Genomic DNA, 17,359 nt, shown 5'->3' on the forward strand with positions numbered 1-17,359 from the left:
CCTCAGAACCTTTCCCTGCGTCTCGATTCTCGAAGGCAAGGGACGGCTGTCGCTGCATGGGGCCTGGTTCGATATCTCGACCGGCGAACTCTGGACGATGAACAAGGAGACTGGCGATTTCGAACGGCCGGAACTGGGATGAACGCGGCGGCGCGCAAGCTGGTGAACATCAGGTCGGTCGCTTTTGCGGCGGCCGCACTGCTGCTGGCGATTATTGCCGCCCGCGCCGATGATCGTGCCCTCATCAGCCGCTGGTATTCGGCGCTGCTGGTCGCCGACCGCACGGAACTGTCCGACCTGCTCGCCGACGATGTCCGCATCAAGCTGGACGACCTCGGCATCGTGCAGAGCAAGCAGGAATTCATCGCTTCGATCGACGAATGGAAAGGTGCCGTTGCCGGTGCTGCGATCCGGCACCGGATCGAGAAAAGCGAAGGCGGCGTCACCACGGTGGTCGCCTGCTACGATTTCCCCAACAACGACATGCTGATGCAGGAAACTTTCGCGGTCACCGACAACCGCATCACCGCCAGTTCACAAGCGGCGATCGCCGAAAACTGCGACGGCTTTTGAGGGCGATATCGGCCAAATCCGCATATTGCGGGTCCGCCGGCCGCGCCCTACATCGGGTACGACCCACCTGCCTGCTTCACCAACGAAAGACTGTCCATGCCTTCCACGAAAGCCGTCGACCTCGCCGCCCATCCGCTGACCGCGTGGCAGGGGCCGCTCGGCCTGCCCGATTTCACGCGCATTGGCGACGGCGACTTCTCCCCGGTCTTCGACGCGGCGCTGAAGGCGCACGAGGCCGAGATCGAGGCGATCGCCGGCAACAAGGATGCGCCGACCGTCGAGAACACGCTTGCCGCGCTGGAACTCGGCGGCGAAGCGCTCGATCGTGTCTCGTCGATCTTCTGGTGCCGCGCCGGCGCCTACACCAACGAGACGATCCAGGCGCTGGAGCGCGACATCTCGCCGAAAATGTCCAGGCATTTCTCGGCGATTTCAATGAATGAGCGGCTGTTTGCCCGCATCGACGATCTCTACCAGCGCCGCGAGAGCCTGAAGCTCGACGCCGAGACCCTGCGGGTACTGGAAAAGACCTGGAAGGGCTTCGTCCGTTCCGGCGCCAAGCTCGACGCCGACGGCAAGAAGCGGCTGGCAAGCATCAGCGAGGAATTGTCCTCGCTCGGCACGGCTTTCGGCCAGAATGTTCTGGCCGACGAGCGCGACTGGGCGCTGTTCCTCGATGAAGCCGACCTTGCCGGCCTGCCGGACTTCGTGAAAAGTTCCATGGCCGAAGCGGCCGAGATACGCGGCCAGAAGGGCCGCTATGCCGTCACTCTGTCGCGCTCGATCTATGAGCCGTTCTCGACCTTCTCCGAACGCCGCGATCTGCGCGAGATCGCCTTCCGCGCCTTCACCATGCGCGGGCAGAATGGCGGCGCCACCGACAACACGAATGTGGTGCGCGACATGCTGCGCCTGCGGGCCGAAAAGGCAAAGCTGCTCGGCTACGCCTCTTTCGCCGCGCTGAAGCTCGACGACACCATGGCCAAGACGCCGAAGGCCGTGCACGCGCTGCTCGATCCGGTGTGGGAGAAGGCGCTTGAGAAGGCAGCAAGCGACCAGATCGAATTGCAGCGCCTGGCCACCGCAGCCGGCAGCAACGAAAAATTCGCTGCCTGGGACTGGCGCTTCTACCAGGAGAAGCTGCGCGCGGAGAAATTCGCCTTCGACGAGGCGGAACTGAAACCTTATCTGCAGCTCGACCGGATCATCGACGCTTGCTTCGACGTGGCGACACGGCTGTTCGGCATCACCTTCGAAGAGAAAAAGGACATCGCGGCCTGGCATCCGGACGCCCGCGTCTTCGTGGTGAAGAATGCCGACGGCAGCGAGCGCGGCCTTTTCCTGGCCGACTATTTCGCCCGGCCGTCAAAGCGATCCGGCGCCTGGATGAGCGCGTTGCAATCCGGCTACAGGCTCGGCCACGGTGCGAGCCCGGTCATCTACAACATCATGAACTTCGCCAAGCCGCCGGTGGGCGAGCCGGCTCTGCTGTCGGTCGACGAGGCCAAAACGCTGTTCCACGAGTTCGGCCATGCTTTGCACGGCATGCTGACCGACGTCACCTGGCCCTCGGTTTCGGGCACTTCGGTCAGCCGCGATTTCGTCGAACTGCCTTCGCAGCTCTACGAGCACTGGCTGACCGTGCCGGCAGTGCTGGAAAAGCACGCGCTGCACGTCAAGACCGGCAAGCCGATGCCCAAGGCGCTGCTCGACAAGATGCTGGCCGCGCGCACCTTCGGCGCCGGCTTCGCCACGGTCGAATTCACCGCCTCCGCCTTGATGGACATGGCCTATCACGCGCGGGCGGAGGCGCCTGAAGCGCCGCTTCGTTTCGAAGCCGAAACGCTTGCAGAACTGCATATGCCGGACACCATAGCCATGCGTCACCGCACCCCGCATTTCGGCCATGTCTTTTCCGGCGAAGGCTATTCGGCCGGCTACTATTCCTACATGTGGTCGGAAGTGCTCGATGCCGATGCTTTTGCCGCCTTCGAGGAAACCGGCGACCCCTTCAACCCGGCACTCGCCGAGCGGCTGCGCAAGAACATCTACGCGGCCGGCGGGTCGAAGGATCCGGAAGAACTCTACACCGCCTTCCGCGGCAAGATGCCGTCGCCGGAAGCGATGATGGCCAAGCGCGGGTTGGTGTGATTAGCCAATCTCCCCCCTCGTGGGGGAGATTGGCAGCTTCCAAGGATCCGTCACCCTCGGCCACACCGGCCTTGTCAGCTTCTTGTAATCGGTCACCGCCGGATTGCTGGGATACGAACTCGGCGCCGAGACATAGATGATCTCGGCGGCGATCGGCTCGAAGCCGGCGTAGAAATGATTGGTCGACTTGATCAGCAGCATGTCCTTGGCTAGCGGATCGACGCCGATGTTGGAAAAGATATCCGGCTCGAAAGTCTGCGTGCGGTTGGTGTTGAGGATGATGTCGACCTCGGTGCCTTCGAGGCGGACCAGCGCCGTCGGCCCAAGCGTCACCCGGCTTGGCCCGAAACTCTGCCAGCCCTCCGCAACCGCCTTCAGCACGCGCACGCGCGCATCGATCGGCTCGCCGGCTTGCGGCCCGGCCTTGCCGCCGAAGCGCAGGTCGATGACTGCGCCCTCGCCTGCCGCCAGGCAGAAGGTGACCGCAATCGGATCCCAGATGGTCGCGACGGCGAACCTGTCCAGGCCACGCGCCAGCATCTGGCGCAGCACGAAGGTGCCGTCGCCGGGCACACCGCCGCCGGGATTGTCCCAGATATCGGCGATGACCACCGGCTTGCCCGGATTTTCTGTGCGCACGGCCAGCGCCCGATCGATGCCGTCGGCAGCACTCAGCATCGTCATCGCCGTCTTTTCGCGCAGCGCGTAGAGTTCCCGCCCGAGCCGTTCCGCCAGCGCGTCGCCCTTGGCCTTGTCATTGTCGGTGACGACCAGGATGCGCGTGCCCATCTCGGGCACATCGGCCGCCATGAAGCCGTGGATGACGGAGACCGACAGCACGCCGTCCTTGCCGTGCAGCGCCTTGATGCGATCGACGAAGGACCGCATCGGCTCGCGGCTGGTCGGCAGCACCTGGATCATGCGGCAGTCGAAGGTCGAAATCACAGGGTTGATCTCACCGCGCACTGCTGCCAGGCCAAGCTCGACGACATGTTCGCCGCGCTCGTAGAAATCGGTGTGCGGAAATTCGAGGAAATAGGCGAGAATGTCGGAGGCCGCGACGCGCTTCGGTGTCAGATGGCTGTGCGGATCGAGTTCCACGGCGATCACCACCTCCGGCCCGACCATTGCGCGAACCCGTTCGAGCAGATCGCCTTCGCAATCGTCATAGCCTTGCGCCACCATGGCGCCATGCAGGCCGAGGATGACAGCATCGACCGGCAGCGCCGCCTTGAGCTGGCCCAGAATCTCGTCGCGCAGAGCCTCATAGGTCTGCCGCTGCACCAGGCCGCCCGGCTCCGCCCAGGTGGCGGTGCCTTCGATGACGTCGAGGCCTTCGGCCACCGCACGCCGGCGTAGCGCCACCATCGGCGAGGAGCACAGCGTCGGCGTTTCCGGATGCTTGCCTGGCCCGGCATAGAAGGCCATCTCGAACGAAGCCCTATCGGTCGGCACCGGCGAGAAGGTGTTGGTTTCCGTCGCCAGCGAGGCGGTGAAAATGCGCATGAAAGCTCCGTCCGTGAATAGGCGCTATTTGACCGCCCCGAGCGCCAGGCCCCTGACGAGGTAGCGCTGCAGCCAGATGAACAGGATGGCCACCGGCAAGGTCGCCAGCAGCGTCGCGGCCATGACGTGATGCCATTCGATGGTGTAGCGGCCGGCGACCAGCGAAAACACCTGGATCGGCAGCGTGTAGCTTTCCTGGCTGCGCAGCATGGTGAGCGCCACGACGAACTCGTTCCAGGCGTTGATGAAGGTGAAGATCGCCGTCACCGCGATCGCCGGCAGGCAGAGCGGCAGGAACACCTTGCGCAAGGTCAGCCAGCGGCCGGCGCCCTCCATCCAGGCGGCTTCCTCGAGATCGCGCGGGATGGTGTCGAAATAGCTCTGCAGCATCCACACCGTGAAGGCGACGTTGAAGGCCATGTAGATGAAGCCGAGCGCCGTCGTGCTCTCGACCAGGCCCCAGGCCGCCATCAGCCGGAACAGGCCGAGCACCAGCACGATCGGCGAGATCATCTGCGAAATCAGCAGGAACTGGCGCAAGGCGCCGTAGCCGGCAAAGCGGAAGCGCGACATCGCATAGGCCGCCGGAACCGAGATCAGGATGGCGCCGACGGTGGCGATCACAGACACGTAGAGCGAATTGAGCAACGCCTGGCCGAAGCCGGTCGCCACCCACATGTCGGAAAAATTCGACCAGCGGAATTCGCTCGGCCACCAGGTCGGCGACAGCACTTCCTGTCTCGGCTTGACTGCGGTCAGGAACATCACCGCGAAGGGAAAGAGCGTCACCACGATCAGCGGCGCCAGCAGCAGCCAGGCGATGATCGAACGCTTGAGCTTGCTCGTCATGCGCGTTGCTCCCGCATCGCCAGCCGCACATAGATCATGGTGAAGACCAGCAAGATGGCGAACATCACCAGCGACACCGCCGATGCTTCGCCCAGCTTGCCGATGCGGAAGGCCAGCTTGTAGAGATGGGTGACCAGGATATCGGTCGAGTTGGCCGGACCGCCCTGCGTCATCACCCAGATGATCGGGAAGGAATTGAAGACGTAGATGGTGTTGAGCACGATGGCGATGTTGATGAACGGTTTCAGGAGCGGAAAGGTGATTTCGCGGAACTGCTGCAGCGGCGTCGCCCCTTCAAGCGCCGCCGCCTCGTAGAGATCGTCCGGGATCGACGACAGCCCGCCGAGGAAGATCGTCGTCGTGAACGGCACCGTCACCAGGATGCCGATCAGCACTTGCATCGGAAAGGCGGTTTCGGCACTCGCCAGCCACTGGATGTTGTGATCGATGAGGCCGAGGCCGATCAGCGCCGAATTGAGCATGCCGCTTTCGCCGCTCAGCGCCCAGCGCCAGACCACCGCGGTCATGGTCAGCGACACCGCCCAGGGCAGCATGATGATGACGCGGGCAATGCCGCGGCCATAGAAATCGGTGTTGAGGATCATCGCCACCGGGATCGACAAGAGAAGCGCGCCGCCGACCACCATCACCGTCCATTGGCCGGTGCGCCAAAGCGCGGCCGTGAAATCGGGATCGGCAGCGAGTGCCGCGAAATTGGCGAAGTCGTTGAAGTCACGAAGCTGGCCGAAGCGGCTGACGTCATGCGTCGAGATCTGGATCAGGTCCCAGACCGGCCAGAAGATGACCACCGCCGCCAGAAACAGGCTGGGCAAGGTCAGGAGATAGGGCAAGAAACGATTTTGCATCGGCTGGCTTTGTACCGCGTTGCGGGGAGATTGGATTTCGCTGGCTTGACAGATTGACTTGGTCCGGCCTCGTTCTTCTCAGGGCACCGCTTCAGGATTCCTTGCAACCGTCGGCGCTGCCCTCACCTGCTCGTCCGTTCTCCGCAGCAGTTGCGGAAGGGCCCCTTTCCTCTCCCCCGTCGATCGGGGGAGAGGTGTCGAGCGAAGCTCGACGGAGTGGGGGTCGACCCCTTGGGCGCAAGGCGAGACTTGCGCCTGGTGCTCTTCCTATATCCGTTCGCGGTGGCTGCCAGGTGGTTCCCCCACTCCGTCTCGGCTTCGCCGAGCCACCTCTCCCCCCTCCGGTGGGAGAGGAAAGGAGCCTGGCTGGGCGGCGTTGACATCGACGAACTATCTTTCTGCTCGAGGCTGCAAGATGTGGCGCGCCCCGCCTGAATCTGGGGCGCGCCACGGGCGCAGGGAGATACGCCCTATTCCTTCAGCACTGCCCCCCTACTTCTTCAGCACCGCATTGGCCTTGGCCGCCGCGTCCTTCAGGCCTGCCTCGGGGTCGCCGCCGAGATAGATCTTCTGCATGGCGTCCGACGTGATCTGGGCGACCTCTTCCCAGCCCGGGATGACCGGCGCGAAGCGGGCGTCGGGCAGCAGAGCGGTGAACGCGGCCAGATCGGCATTGTTGACGTAGTAGTCCATCTTGGCCTCTTCCTTGTTCACCGGCAGGAAGCCTTCGCCCTGTGTGAACTTGGCACGCTGCTCCGTGGTGAACAGGAAATCGAGCAGCTTCCAGGCCTCGTCCTTGTTCTTGGAGTTCTTGAACATGATGATGGAATCGGTGACGCCATAGGTGCCGCGCGCGCCGGTCGGTCCGGCGGGAATGGCCGCAACGCCGTATTTCAGGTTCGGCGCCTCGTCCTTGATCTGGTTGGACAGGAAGGGTGCGGTGATCATCATGCCGACCTTGCCCTGCTTGAACAGGTTCTGCACGTCCTCGCGGTTGTTGGAGGTGACGCCGGGTTCGGTCAGGCCTTCGTCGATCATCGACTTGTAAAGCTTGGCGGCTTCAAGCGCGCCGGGCGTGCTCAGGCCCGAAGTGCCGTCCTTGTTGAGGATTTCCGTGCCGTAGGACCACATCGCATAGTAGTAATAGACGTCGGTCTCGATCTCCTTGCCCTGCAGGCCGAAGCCGAACGTGCCGGACCCCAGAGCCTTGATCTTGCGCGCATCTTCCTGCAGCTCGGTCCAGTTTGCCGGTGGCTTGGCGATGCCGGCCTTCTCGAACAGCTCCTTGTTGTAGTACATGGCGCGCGCCGAGGCAGCGATCGGCAGGCCGTAGGTCTTGCCATCCATGATCGAGGGCGACAGGAAGGTGTCGATGAAGCGGTCCTTGAAGTCGGGCTTGATGTAGCCGTCGAGCGGCTCGGCGACATCCTGCTGGACGAAGTCGATCAGCCAGCGCGTGCCGATGATCGACAGATCGGCATTGGTGCCGGCGGTGATGTCGGTGGTCAGCTTCTGCAGCAGCACATCCCACGGCACCACTTCGAACTTGACCGTGATGCCGGGGTTCGCCGCCTCGAATTCCTTCTTGACGCTGTCGAAATATGGGCCAGTCTTGGCGCTGTACTCGGCCACGGTGACCCGCACCTCGCCCGCATCCGCCTGCGCCGCAATTGCCAGCATGCTCATTCCGGCCATCAGGCCGACAGTCCATTTTGCAAGACTCATTTGAACTCTCCCATTTTGATTTTTGCGCCTGCGCGCCTCTTCGTTACCCAAGCAGAAGATTTATGTTACTTTCCTACATTATCGTGGATTTGAAGGCTTGCAAGCAGATTATTCTGTTGCTTAATTACATTTTGTGGACTAGGCCTGATCCGACCTGTCGAAGATCCCGGAGGATGACGCACGGTGGTTTCGCAAACGGAACTCGAAGGCAGGGCCGAATTCGAGGGCAAGACTGTCGTTGTGACGGGTGCGGGCGGCGGCCTCGGCACGGCCATCGTGGCGCTGATGGCGCAAAGGGGCGCCAGGGTCGTAGGCTGCGACCAGTCGAGCGAGGCGTTGAAGAGCCCGTTTTTTGCCGCCCGCCACGTCTTCGATCTTCTCGACAAGGCGTCGATAGCCACAGCGATCGCCGCCATCCTCGACCGGGACGGTGTGCCCGACATTCTCATCAACAATGCCGGCTGGACGCGCGCCGAGACGCTCCCCGCGCTCAACCCCGACAGGATTGAGCAGGAACTCGACCTCAACCTGACCGGCGTGATGAATTTCGCCGATCCGCTGGTCAAGGCGATGCCCAGCCGTGGCTCCGGCAGCGTCGTCTTCATCTCCTCGGTCAACGCCATCGCGCATTTCGGCAATCCCGCCTATGCCGCGGCCAAGGCCGGCATCAACGCCTATGCCAAGGCGATCGCCGTCGAGCTCGGCCGCAGCGGCCTGCGCGCCAATGTCGTCTGCCCCGGATCGATCCGCACCGCCGCCTGGGACCACCGCCTTGCCAAGGATCCCGAAATCCTCGGCAAATTGCAGCGGCTCTATCCGCTCGGTCGCATCGTCAACGCTGCGGAAGTGGCGGAAGCCGTCGCTTTCCTTGCGTCCGATCGCGCATCGGGAGTAACAGGCGTGGTGATGCCCGTGGACGCGGGACTGACCGCCGGTTGCCTGCCCTTCATCGACGACATATTGGGAGCGTGAGCATGACCGACGTCGAGTTCCGCGACCTGTCGAAATCCTTCGGGCAGCACAAGATCCTCGAGAACATCAGCCTCGATATCAAGAGCGGCGAGTTCGTCGTCCTGGTCGGCCCGTCCGGCTGCGGCAAGTCGACCTTGCTGCGCATGCTCGCCGGCCTGGAGACGATCACTTCCGGCGATCTGTTGATCGGCGGCGTGCGCGCCAACGCGCTGCCGCCGCAGCAGCGCAACATCGCCATGGTGTTCCAGTCCTATGCGCTGTTTCCGCATCTGAAGGCATCGGACAATATCGGTTTCGGCCCGAAGATACGCGGCGAGACGCGCACGGTAATCGATGAGAAGGTCAAGAAGGCGTCCGGGGTCCTCAATCTCTTCTCCTATCTCGACCGCTATCCCCGCCAGCTGTCGGGCGGCCAGCGCCAGCGCGTCGCCATGGGCCGCGCCATCGTGCGCGAACCGTCTGTGTTCCTGTTTGACGAACCCCTGTCCAATCTCGACGCACAATTGCGCGTGCAGATGCGCGTCGAGATCAAGGCTCTGCACCAGCGGCTGAAATCGACGATCGTCTACGTCACCCACGACCAGATCGAGGCTATGACCATGGCCGACCGCATCGTCGTGATGGATCGCGGCAGGATCCAGCAGGTCGGGGCGCCGCTGGAGCTTTATGACAGGCCGGCCAACAAGTTCGTCGCCTCCTTCCTCGGCTCGCCGTCGATGAGTTTCGTCTCGGGTTCGCTCAAGACGACGCTTGAGAAAACCTGGTTCGAATCGGCCGGTGGCGGGCGGCTGGCGCTTGCCGGCAAACAGGTGCCGGCGGACAGCGCGGTGGAGGCCGGCATCCGGCCCGAGCATTTTGTCATCGGCGAGGCTGTCGACGCGATGGCGATCAGGGTGGATGTCGTTGAGCCCACCGGCTCCGAAACACATGTCTATGGCGCTATCGGTGCTGATACGGTACGCGCCGTGTTCCGTGACAGGGTGCCGGTCAGGCCGGGAGACCTGCTGCCGGTCTCGGTCGATCCCGGCAACATCCATCTGTTCGACAAGGCGACGGGCCTGCCTCTATGAAAATATCAGCATGAAGACGCCGGCCGACATCATCACGCGCCTGCAGCTGATGTCGCAGGACGGAACGAAGTCGGATCGCAAGCTGGCCGGCTTCGTGCTGGCAGACCTCGACTTCGTTTCCAAGGCGGCGATTTCGGAAATTGCCGCGCGCGTCGGTGTCAGCGAGCCGACGGTGACGCGGTTCTGCCGCAACCTCGGCTGCGAGGGCCTGCGCGACTTCAAATTCTATCTGGCGCAAGCCATCGCCATCGGCGGCCAGTATCTGTCGCCGGAGCCGTTGAGCCGCGATGCCCGCGAACAGCGCATCGCTTCCGCCATCACCGAAGCGGCGATATCGGCCATCCAGCGCGCCAGCGAAAACCTCGACATGACGACGCTGGTCGCCGTCGCCGCACGCATCGCGGTTTCCGGCAATGTGCTGTGCATCGGCTCCGGTGGCATTTCGTCGATGATGGCGACCGAAATGCAGAACCGGCTGTTCAGGCTTGGCGTGTCGGTGCTGGCGCAAATCGACGGACAGTTGCAACGCATGTACGCCGCCGTCGCCACCCCCGACACCACGCTGATCGCCTTCTCCGTCTCCGGCTATGCACGATCGGTCATCGATGCGGTGCAGGTCGCCCAGCAATATGGCGCCACGACGATCGCCATCACCCCGCCGGACTCCGCGCTCGCCAAGGTCGCCGACACGGTCATCCATTTCCAGTCGCTGGAAGACGGCAATATCTACAAGCCGACATCGTCGCGCTATGCGCTGCTGTCGATCGTCGACATGATCGTCACCTCGGTCGCCGAGACGCGCGGACCAAGGGTTCTGGAAAATCTGCGCCGCATCAAGCAGAGCGTCAACACGTTGAAAGTTGACGATCCGCGTTTGCCGCTGGGGGATTGACCCTCCGGCAAGGACATCAGGCCTGATGGCCGAGCGCCTCGATGCTTTTCGCCAACGTCTCCGGATCGCCTTCAATGCGCACGGTCTTCAGCCGCGCCGTGCCGCCGGCGACAACCGAGACGGCGGACCCCGGCACGCCAATCGCCTTGGCAATCAGCTTTTCGAGCGCATGATTGGCGGCGCCGTTTTCCGGCACGGCGCGGACGCGCGCTTTCAGATGGCTTCGCTCGTCCGCCGTGGTCTCGATGCCTTCGAGCCTGTCCAGCGCAGCCTTCGGCGTCAGCCGGACAAACACGTCGACACCATCATCGCGCAGGCGAAACGGCGCGCTCATACGATCATCGGGCTCACAGGACCAGAGGCGCCACACTGGTCAATATGAACTGCCGCAGGAAGAACAGGATCAGAAGCAGGATGATCGGCGAGATGTCGATGCCGCCAAGGTCCGGCATGAAACGGCGGATCGGCCGCAACGCCGGTTCGGTCAGCCGATAGAGCATGTTGCCGATGGAACCGACGAACTGATTGCGCGAGTTGACGACGTTGAAGGCGTAAAGCCAGGAAAAGATCGCCGATGCGATGATGATCCACCAGTAGAGGTCGAGCGCCATGACGATTGTCTGAATGAGGGCGAGCATGCCGGTCTCCAATTGTTGCCGACATGTAGCCATTGCACGCGAAACCGGCAAGGGCCGCCTGCCACGGTGCGCCGGTACGGCTGCCAGCCACTGGATTTCGGCAAACCTCCGCCTTGACAGGAAACCGCAGCGCCCGATAAATGCGCCCATCCGCTGGACGGGGCTGTAGCTCAGCTGGGAGAGCGCGTCGTTCGCAATGACGAGGTCAGGAGTTCGATCCTCCTCAGCTCCACCAGCGGATTAATTCCTCGCTCTCCGCGCCATATGCACTCCGCGACGCTCGTCCGGGCTTGCCTCCACGGCTGGCATTTGCCGTGCCGGCGCGCCTAAAAGGCCGCGCGCCGCGCCGCCTGTTTTCGCAATCTCCGGCAAGACTTTTGTCAATTGGACTTATGGCGGAAGCGCTCGTCGATTGTTTCCGTTTTTTTTGCAAACCGCCCCACTAAATTGACGTTACCAAATCAGTTTTTTCTGTGCGTTGTGGCCAAGGCGTTTCGGCGGGGGCGACCGGAGACGCTATATGGATTTCGAGTTGAAATGAAAAACCCGCCCGCGGAAGCAAAGACGTGTCAATTCGCGAGAATCTCGCTGCAAATCTTAGACGGCTGAGCAAGGACCATGCCTCCGTAAGTGCGGTATGCCGTGAGCTGCACATCAATCGCACGCAGTTCGAACGCTACCTGCAAGGGCAGACCGTTCCCAACAAGGCCACCGCCAAGCTGATATGCGATTACTTTCGGATCGACGAGGCCGAACTGTACCAGGATCCCGGCGCACCCGAGCCCGCGATGCGTGGCCTGCCGCCGGTTTCCGAGAGCCTGTTCAACCAGATGATCCGCCCTCCCAGTCCTTCGATCGCGGGCGGCACCTATTTCACCTATTTCTCGATCCCGGGCCGCCTCGACCTCCTGATGCGCTCGGTGACCTTCGTGCGGCGCGAAGCCGAACTGGTCACCTTCCGAAGGGTCACCGGATGGTCGGAGCGCCAGGGATCGACCTGGGCACGAGCGCGCGGCAATCACTATGGCGTGGCGATCTCGCGGCTGAACTGGATCTATTTCAGCGGCATCAATCGCCGACAGACCGGAGAGCCGTCGCTGATCTCCGTGCAATGGGCTCCCATCTCCGAACCGGTGCTGATGGGCAAGGCCATGCTTCTGACGGAGGCCGGCCCGGCATTCGTGTCCGTCATCATGCGGCGCGACATTGCCAATATCCAGGCAAGGGATGCCATCAGCATGGCGCATGTCATCAGCCTCGACGATGCGGGCGTCGACCAACTGGTTGTCAGCCTGACCCGGGACGGGTTGGGCTAATCCCTCGGATCGCCGTGTCTTACGCCAAATAAGAATAAGCGTACGCCGATAAAGCGTATGCCAACGATTGTCTACTCTGTATCTGAATAAAATCGATATTTTACACTTTAATGCCAGGAAAGATAATCCACACGTCCGTCTTCGGCTCGTGGTTTTACTATAATTTTAACAAACCATTAACTCTTCCGACCTTACCTTTCTTCACGCGGATCCCATTCTGGGGGTCTTTCAACGGATCCCAAATGGGGGTCAGGAAAGGGATAAAAATGGCCAAGAAAGTGACTAACGCTCCGAAGCTGACGATTGCCGCCGGCACGCAGACCGTCTTCTTTTCGCAGGGTATGCACTACAACAAGCGCTGAAGCCGTTCTGCGCCGACGAGCGGTTCGCTTGTCGGCGCCTCGGCTCCGCAGATGGCATCCAGCTTCATGAAAATGCGCTCTTCGAAAACGCTCGTTTTCTACCCCGGACCGAACAAGGTCACGGCATGCAACTTCCTGACCAGAAGCGTCTTCGAATGCAGCCCTGAGATGGTCGGCCTTCTCGCATCGTGGGACAAATGGGCATCGACGGCGGACATTGCCCGCGCCCATGGGTGGTCGAAGTCCGAGTTGAAGGCTGTCGTTCCGCAGTTGCTCGATTTTTCCGCCCTGGTCACCGCCGGATCGCCTCTCGCCGAGCAGGAGGAACAATTTTCAGGACAATGGAGTTGGGGGCTTCCGACGGCGCTGATGCATTTCTGCGTCCAGGACAGCGAATACATGACCATCGAGCAGGCGGAAGAGCGGCAGATAGAACGCGCCGGCCATACGCCGCAGCCGGACCTCCTGCTCAAGAATTCCGCCGGCGCTATCCAGCTGCCGAATGCACTGGAAGACAACGAACTTCTTAGCTTGATGGCGCGGCGCCGCACCAACCGCACGGCGGCTCAGCCCACCATCACAGCCAAACAGCTTTCCGATTGCCTGTTCGCAGGGCTCGGCATCATCGGCGAGACCGCCAATTGCGTTGGCACCCTGCCGCTTGGCATGACCCCTTCCGGCGGCGCGCGGAATCCCTATGAGGCCTATGTGGTCGCGCTCGGCGTCGATGGCCTCGAGCCCGGTGTCTATCATTATTCCGCCGCCGATCACGACCTTGGCAGGATTTCCGCGAACCATCTGCCGAAGATCTCCGAACTGGTCGGCGGACAGGAGTGGGCTGATAGCATGCCGTGCCTGATCCTGCTTTGCGCCAGGCTCGATCGCACGATGTGGAAATATGAGGACGCCAACGCCTATCGTGTCGTGCTGATCGAGGCCGGCCATATCGGCCAGAATATCATGCTGGCGGCGACCAATCATGGCCTGTCGGCATGTCCGACAGCCGCGCTCAATCATTCCGCCATCAAGCGGCTGCTTGGTCTCGACAGTCTCACCGACGCACCGATCTATGCCTTGACCCTCTCGACCCCGGAAAGAGACCCGTCCACCGCGAGCCAATCCATCAATTAGTCGACCAACAATGTGCAGTCCGGCCAGTAACGCGTTCCCCAGGGTATAACCAGAGACAGGAGCAGCACGTGCCAAATCAATCCTTACGCCAGTCGGAAATCGATAGTCTTCAATATATTTCGTCGATGACCAATGAGCTCGTGCAAATGGCCGAATCAAGCCGTTTTCCGATGATCTCCTATCTGCTGGGCATGGCCTATGCGGAGGCCTTCGACGTTCTTCGCGGCGCACGGCCGGCCAGGCATGCGCAGCTCAGCGGCAACCCGCTGCACCCCAAGGCGCAGGCAAAAGACAATCGTGCCGCCCAGCCACGGAGAGCGTAGCGACATGCAATCGTCAGCCGCATGCGCGGTGGCCGGCTCGACCTCCCGGCCAAACCGCTGGGAGACGCTGTGCGCGTTGCAAAGCCTGCTGCCGCTGCTGAAGAAAGCCGCGACGGATCTGCACCGCGCCGACATGGTCTACTGGTTCGAGCAGGCCGATGCCGAGGTCGCCAACATCATCAGGGGCCACCCCTCCGATGCAACCGCGATCCCGACCCTGATTGCATCCTGCCCGCAGGACCGGCATCCGGTCGCTCAGGCTTGATGCAAGTCGCCCGCCCAAACGCCACGCGCTTAGTGGTTCAGCGCCGCTGAACCGCTCTGATCACCAGCTTTCAGGCAATTCCAGACCGGAGCCTATTGCGCGCCTGGAATGCCAAGGGGGACCTGCACATGAACATGATAGCCAACATCAGAAGCGTCGATGCCAGGGAAAGCATTTTCAGTCGGCTCGACGTCTTGATCGCCAGGCGACCGCCATCGCCTGACGCCGCGCGGATCGAGGCCCGCCAACTCGTCTCGATGGCGATTGCCGACAGCTGCCAGGCCGACAGTCTCTGGGGTACAGTGGACGCCTTCCACGCCCATTTCGACTTCATGATGCAGACCATCGAGATCAACGGAGCCGATGACCCGAGCCTCGGGCTGTTGCGCACGAAATGCCGTTTCTATCTCGAACAGGTCGAGGCCCTGAGCCTGTCGCTGGCCTACTGACAGGCCGCTTCGATCAAATTCGGTCCTAGTTGCGCAGGCTGAACACGAACGGCGCTGTACGGCTCAGACGCGAACCGAGTTCCGGCGGCGGTGCCGGCACCGTGGCGCCTTGCAGCACGGCGAGCGCCGCACGGTCCAGATCCGCATCCCCTGAGGAACGAGAGAGCCTGGCAGACCGGACCCGGCCGGACGAGTCGACCGTGAAGGCGACATACGGCCTGCCTTCCACGCCTCGGGCCTTGGCAGAACTGGGATAGCGCGTGTGCCGCTTGATCCAGGCGCCCAGACGGGAGTCCCATTTGCTGGAGTCGCCGGAGCGCGACGTCGATTCCGCTGCCTTCGGCGCGGCGGTCCTGGCCGCGGGCCGTGCGTCGGCGCTGGCGACGGTTGCCGTCTTCGGCGGAGCCGCCTTCTCCTTCTTAAGCCGCGGCTTGGGCTTCTCGACAGGTTTTTTCGCCTTGGCCTCGACCGGTTTCTTGTCTTTGACAATTTCGACCGGTTTCGGCTGCGGCAAGGGAATGACGACGTCTGGCGTGACAGCCTCGACAACATCCGGGATGACCTCATCCGGCGGCGGCTGATCGGCCTGTTCAGCCGTTTCGGTCCGGTTGGGTTCGGCCTCGTCGGGCGCGACCGCTTCCGGTGGCTCGACAACCGGCTTCGCCTTTTCGACCGGTTCTTCAGGTGTCGGCTCGATCGTCGGTGTCGGTTCGGTCTGATCTGGCGTCACCGCGTCCAGCGCGGCGACCTGTTCTTGTACGGCCGGCATCACCACCATCGGCGCCATCTCGATCACCTGGGCCGGTGGCGGACCGCCGTCCGCTTCGGTGACCATGGTGAGATTCTGCACTGCATAGGCGACCGCGACATGGGCTCCGAGGACCAGCGCGGCAGCACCGGCCCACAAGCCAAGGTCGCGCCAGCCGAAGCGCGACATCTGGACCGAGGGCACGGCGACCGCTTGCGTCATGGCGCCGCCGCACGGGTGGCTGTGGGCGCGGGGGCATTGGACGCGGGAGCCGTCTCCAGGCCGACCAGCGCGATCTTCAGATAGCCGGCACCGCGCAACAGGTTCATCGCCTCCATCAGGTCGCCATAGGCGACCGCCTTGTCGGCGCGCAGGAAGATGCGCGTCTGCTTGTCGCCCTTGGTCTTGGCGTCCAGCGTCGCGGCGAAAGCCGGGCGTGGCACGCCGTCATTGCCGATCGCCAGCGTCAGATCGTCCTTCAGCGTCAGGAACAGCGGTGTCTCGGGCCTCGGCGCGGGCGTTGCGGTCGAACCCGGCAGGTCGACATTGACATCCACCGTGGCCAGCGGTGCCGCGACCATGAAGATAATCAACAACACCAGGATGACATCGATGAACGGGGTGACGTTGATCTCGTGGCTTTCCTCGAGATCGTCATCCATGGTCTGTCGGATTCTGCTTCCCATGGCGCTACTCCGCCGCCAGTGGCGCGGCCGGCGCGACGGTGCGGAAGTCGAGGTCGCGGCTGACCAGTCGTTCGACCCCTGCCGAGGCATCGGCGAGGATCTGCCGATAGCCGGCTATCGAGCGGGCGAAGACGTTGTAGATGACGACGGCCGGTATGGCCGCGACCAGGCCCATCGCGGTGGCCAGCAGCGCTTCGGCGATGCCCGGCGCGACCACGGCGAGATTGGTGGTCTGCGCCTGCGAGATGCCGATGAAGGCGTTCATGATGCCCCAGACCGTGCCGAACAGGCCGACGAAGGGCGCGGTCGAGCCGATCGTCGCCAGCACGCCGGTGCCGCGTGACATGCGCCGCGCCGCCGCCGCCTCGATGCGCGACAGGCGCGACGTAACCCGTTCCTTGAGGCCATCGCCTGAGACATGATCGAGGGCGCCGGCTGAGAGTGCGGTCTCCTCCTCGGCCGCCCGCACCAGCAGCGCGCCCGGGCCGCCGCTGCGGTCGAGGGTACTGCCGGCCTGCTTCAGCGTGGCGGCCTCGCCGATCGCCCGCACGGCGCGACGGATGCGCAGCTTGCCGCCGAAAAGCTCCAGCGACTTGGCCAGCCATATCGTCCAGGTGACGAGGGAGGCAAAGGCCAGCCCGATCATCACCGCCTTGACGACGATATCGGCCGCCATGAACATGCCCCATGGCGACAGGTCATGCGGCAAGGTCAATTCCATCGCCGTCGAAGGTCCGGCCTCGGCTGGCGCGGCTGTGTTCGGCTGGGTGCCTGGCTGCGAAGGCGCCATCGTGGCCGGCGGAGCGACTGCCGGTGCGGCGGGCGCCGGCGCAACCG

At 63.0% G+C, this 17,359-nt stretch carries 19 protein-coding genes, 1 tRNA gene and 1 pseudogene; 12 read left to right on the top strand and 9 right to left on the bottom strand.

The genetic code is table 11. The features are described 5' to 3' along the window. From EN994_RS02035 to EN994_RS02045, 3 genes and pseudogenes are all read left to right on the top strand, one after another. Positions 1-142 (top strand): annotated as a pseudogene (locus EN994_RS02035) (carbonic anhydrase); the annotation flags it as partial. Further along, positions 139-573, top strand: coding sequence for a hypothetical protein (locus EN994_RS02040; RefSeq protein WP_024504711.1), 435 nt, complete (start codon positions 139-141; stop codon positions 571-573). The pseudogene EN994_RS02035 and the gene EN994_RS02040, both read left to right, overlap by 4 nt. 96 nt (positions 574-669) lie before the next feature. Beyond that, positions 670-2,724, top strand: coding sequence for a M3 family metallopeptidase (locus EN994_RS02045; protein WP_013528986.1), 2,055 nt, complete (start codon positions 670-672; stop codon positions 2,722-2,724). Here EN994_RS02045 and EN994_RS02050 read toward each other — a convergent pair whose 3' ends face one another. From EN994_RS02050 to EN994_RS02065, 4 genes are all read right to left on the bottom strand, one after another. Next, a complete protein-coding gene (locus tag EN994_RS02050; RefSeq protein WP_063169477.1) occupies positions 2,725-4,230 on the bottom strand; it encodes a M81 family metallopeptidase in 1,506 nt (501 codons plus the stop codon). A 24-nt stretch (positions 4,231-4,254) separates the two neighbouring features. Next, positions 4,255-5,079, bottom strand: a complete 825-nt coding sequence (locus tag EN994_RS02055; protein ID WP_013528984.1) for a carbohydrate ABC transporter permease — start codon at positions 5,077-5,079, stop codon at positions 4,255-4,257. After that, complete coding sequence (locus EN994_RS02060; protein WP_024504714.1) at positions 5,076-5,945, bottom strand: sugar ABC transporter permease; 870 nt, start codon at positions 5,943-5,945, stop codon at positions 5,076-5,078. Before EN994_RS02060 ends, EN994_RS02055 begins: the two co-directional genes overlap by 4 nt. 492 nt (positions 5,946-6,437) lie before the next feature. Beyond that, on the bottom strand, positions 6,438-7,670 hold the full coding sequence (locus tag EN994_RS02065; protein WP_013528982.1) for a sugar ABC transporter substrate-binding protein: 1,233 nt from the start codon (positions 7,668-7,670) through the stop codon (positions 6,438-6,440). Between the two features lie 183 nt (positions 7,671-7,853). Here EN994_RS02065 and EN994_RS02070 point away from each other — a divergent pair, with 183 nt between their 5' ends. The 3 genes from EN994_RS02070 to EN994_RS02080 are packed head-to-tail and all read left to right on the top strand — an operon-like array spanning position 7,854 to position 10,604. Further along, complete coding sequence (locus tag EN994_RS02070) at positions 7,854-8,642, top strand: SDR family oxidoreductase (protein ID WP_127307383.1); 789 nt, start codon at positions 7,854-7,856, stop codon at positions 8,640-8,642. 2 nt (positions 8,643-8,644) lie between these two features. Beyond that, positions 8,645-9,712 carry a sn-glycerol-3-phosphate ABC transporter ATP-binding protein UgpC gene (ugpC, locus tag EN994_RS02075; protein ID WP_013528980.1) on the top strand — a complete coding sequence of 356 codons (1,068 nt, stop codon included), beginning with the start codon at positions 8,645-8,647 and terminating at the stop codon, positions 9,710-9,712. 10 nt (positions 9,713-9,722) lie between these two features. Further along, positions 9,723-10,604 (top strand): MurR/RpiR family transcriptional regulator, encoded by an 882-nt coding sequence (locus EN994_RS02080; RefSeq protein ID WP_013528979.1) that lies wholly within the window; start codon positions 9,723-9,725, stop codon positions 10,602-10,604. A 16-nt stretch (positions 10,605-10,620) separates the two neighbouring features. Here the strand turns inward: EN994_RS02080 and EN994_RS02085 are convergent, their stop codons facing one another. Next, the gene (locus EN994_RS02085; RefSeq protein ID WP_063169480.1) at positions 10,621-10,938 is read right to left on the bottom strand and encodes a DUF167 domain-containing protein; all 318 of its coding nucleotides are present in this window, start codon (positions 10,936-10,938) and stop codon (positions 10,621-10,623) included. Positions 10,939-10,951: 13 nt separating this feature from the next. Then, positions 10,952-11,242 carry a YggT family protein gene (locus EN994_RS02090; protein WP_013528977.1) on the bottom strand — a complete coding sequence of 97 codons (291 nt, stop codon included), beginning with the start codon at positions 11,240-11,242 and terminating at the stop codon, positions 10,952-10,954. Positions 11,243-11,401: 159 nt separating this feature from the next. On the opposite strand from EN994_RS02090, the gene EN994_RS02095 reads away from it, so the two are divergent. The 6 genes from EN994_RS02095 to EN994_RS02125 all read left to right on the top strand — a co-directional run bounded on the left by EN994_RS02095 (position 11,402) and on the right by EN994_RS02125 (position 15,088). Next, positions 11,402-11,477, top strand: a tRNA-Ala gene (locus tag EN994_RS02095). A gap of 331 nt (positions 11,478-11,808) precedes the next feature. Further along, on the top strand, positions 11,809-12,558 hold the full coding sequence (locus EN994_RS02100; protein WP_024504719.1) for a helix-turn-helix transcriptional regulator: 750 nt from the start codon (positions 11,809-11,811) through the stop codon (positions 12,556-12,558). Positions 12,559-13,088: 530 nt separating this feature from the next. Continuing rightward, positions 13,089-14,051 carry a SagB/ThcOx family dehydrogenase gene (locus EN994_RS02110; RefSeq protein WP_244514243.1) on the top strand — a complete coding sequence of 321 codons (963 nt, stop codon included), beginning with the start codon at positions 13,089-13,091 and terminating at the stop codon, positions 14,049-14,051. Between the two features lie 68 nt (positions 14,052-14,119). Beyond that, complete coding sequence (locus EN994_RS02115) at positions 14,120-14,374, top strand: hypothetical protein (protein WP_024504721.1); 255 nt, start codon at positions 14,120-14,122, stop codon at positions 14,372-14,374. A 4-nt stretch (positions 14,375-14,378) separates the two neighbouring features. Beyond that, positions 14,379-14,639, top strand: coding sequence for a hypothetical protein (locus tag EN994_RS02120; RefSeq protein WP_024504722.1), 261 nt, complete (start codon positions 14,379-14,381; stop codon positions 14,637-14,639). A gap of 128 nt (positions 14,640-14,767) precedes the next feature. Continuing rightward, on the top strand, positions 14,768-15,088 hold the full coding sequence (locus EN994_RS02125) for a hypothetical protein (RefSeq protein WP_063170396.1): 321 nt from the start codon (positions 14,768-14,770) through the stop codon (positions 15,086-15,088). 25 nt (positions 15,089-15,113) lie between these two features. On the opposite strand, the gene EN994_RS02130 is transcribed toward EN994_RS02125, so the two are convergent. From EN994_RS02130 to exbB, 3 genes are all read right to left on the bottom strand, one after another. Then, the gene (locus tag EN994_RS02130) at positions 15,114-16,058 is read right to left on the bottom strand and encodes an energy transducer TonB (protein WP_063169481.1); all 945 of its coding nucleotides are present in this window, start codon (positions 16,056-16,058) and stop codon (positions 15,114-15,116) included. Then, on the bottom strand, positions 16,055-16,522 hold the full coding sequence (exbD, locus tag EN994_RS02135) for a TonB system transport protein ExbD (protein ID WP_063169482.1): 468 nt from the start codon (positions 16,520-16,522) through the stop codon (positions 16,055-16,057). Before exbD ends, EN994_RS02130 begins: the two co-directional genes overlap by 4 nt. A 4-nt stretch (positions 16,523-16,526) precedes the next feature. Further along, positions 16,527-17,359, bottom strand: an 833-nt coding sequence (gene exbB / locus EN994_RS02140; protein ID WP_245465978.1) for a tonB-system energizer ExbB, incomplete at its 5' end; no start/stop codon positions are given.

Origin of the sequence: Mesorhizobium sp. M7A.F.Ca.CA.002.09.1.1 (assembly GCF_003998555.1) — a bacterium.
Lineage (GTDB): Bacteria > Pseudomonadota > Alphaproteobacteria > Rhizobiales > Rhizobiaceae > Mesorhizobium > Mesorhizobium ciceri.

Excerpts from the sequence above, each read along its gene's own strand:
- EN994_RS02040 (WP_024504711.1), top strand. The coding sequence starts at position 139 with ATGAACGCGGCGGCGCGCAAGCTGGTGAACATCAGGTCGGTCGCTTTT.
- EN994_RS02045 (WP_013528986.1), top strand. The coding sequence starts at position 670 with ATGCCTTCCACGAAAGCCGTCGACCTCGCCGCCCATCCGCTGACCGCG.
- EN994_RS02050 (WP_063169477.1), bottom strand. The coding sequence starts at position 4,230 with ATGCGCATTTTCACCGCCTCGCTGGCGACGGAAACCAACACCTTCTCG.
- EN994_RS02055 (WP_013528984.1), bottom strand. The coding sequence starts at position 5,079 with ATGACGAGCAAGCTCAAGCGTTCGATCATCGCCTGGCTGCTGCTGGCG.
- EN994_RS02060 (WP_024504714.1), bottom strand. The coding sequence starts at position 5,945 with ATGCAAAATCGTTTCTTGCCCTATCTCCTGACCTTGCCCAGCCTGTTT.
- EN994_RS02065 (WP_013528982.1), bottom strand. The coding sequence starts at position 7,670 with ATGAGTCTTGCAAAATGGACTGTCGGCCTGATGGCCGGAATGAGCATG.
- ugpC (WP_013528980.1), top strand. The coding sequence starts at position 8,645 with ATGACCGACGTCGAGTTCCGCGACCTGTCGAAATCCTTCGGGCAGCAC.
- EN994_RS02080 (WP_013528979.1), top strand. The coding sequence starts at position 9,723 with ATGAAGACGCCGGCCGACATCATCACGCGCCTGCAGCTGATGTCGCAG.
- EN994_RS02085 (WP_063169480.1), bottom strand. The coding sequence starts at position 10,938 with ATGAGCGCGCCGTTTCGCCTGCGCGATGATGGTGTCGACGTGTTTGTC.
- EN994_RS02090 (WP_013528977.1), bottom strand. The coding sequence starts at position 11,242 with ATGCTCGCCCTCATTCAGACAATCGTCATGGCGCTCGACCTCTACTGG.
- EN994_RS02110 (WP_244514243.1), top strand. The coding sequence starts at position 13,089 with ATGGTCGGCCTTCTCGCATCGTGGGACAAATGGGCATCGACGGCGGAC.
- EN994_RS02120 (WP_024504722.1), top strand. The coding sequence starts at position 14,379 with ATGCAATCGTCAGCCGCATGCGCGGTGGCCGGCTCGACCTCCCGGCCA.
- EN994_RS02125 (WP_063170396.1), top strand. The coding sequence starts at position 14,768 with ATGAACATGATAGCCAACATCAGAAGCGTCGATGCCAGGGAAAGCATT.
- EN994_RS02130 (WP_063169481.1), bottom strand. The coding sequence starts at position 16,058 with ATGACGCAAGCGGTCGCCGTGCCCTCGGTCCAGATGTCGCGCTTCGGC.
- exbD (WP_063169482.1), bottom strand. The coding sequence starts at position 16,522 with ATGGGAAGCAGAATCCGACAGACCATGGATGACGATCTCGAGGAAAGC.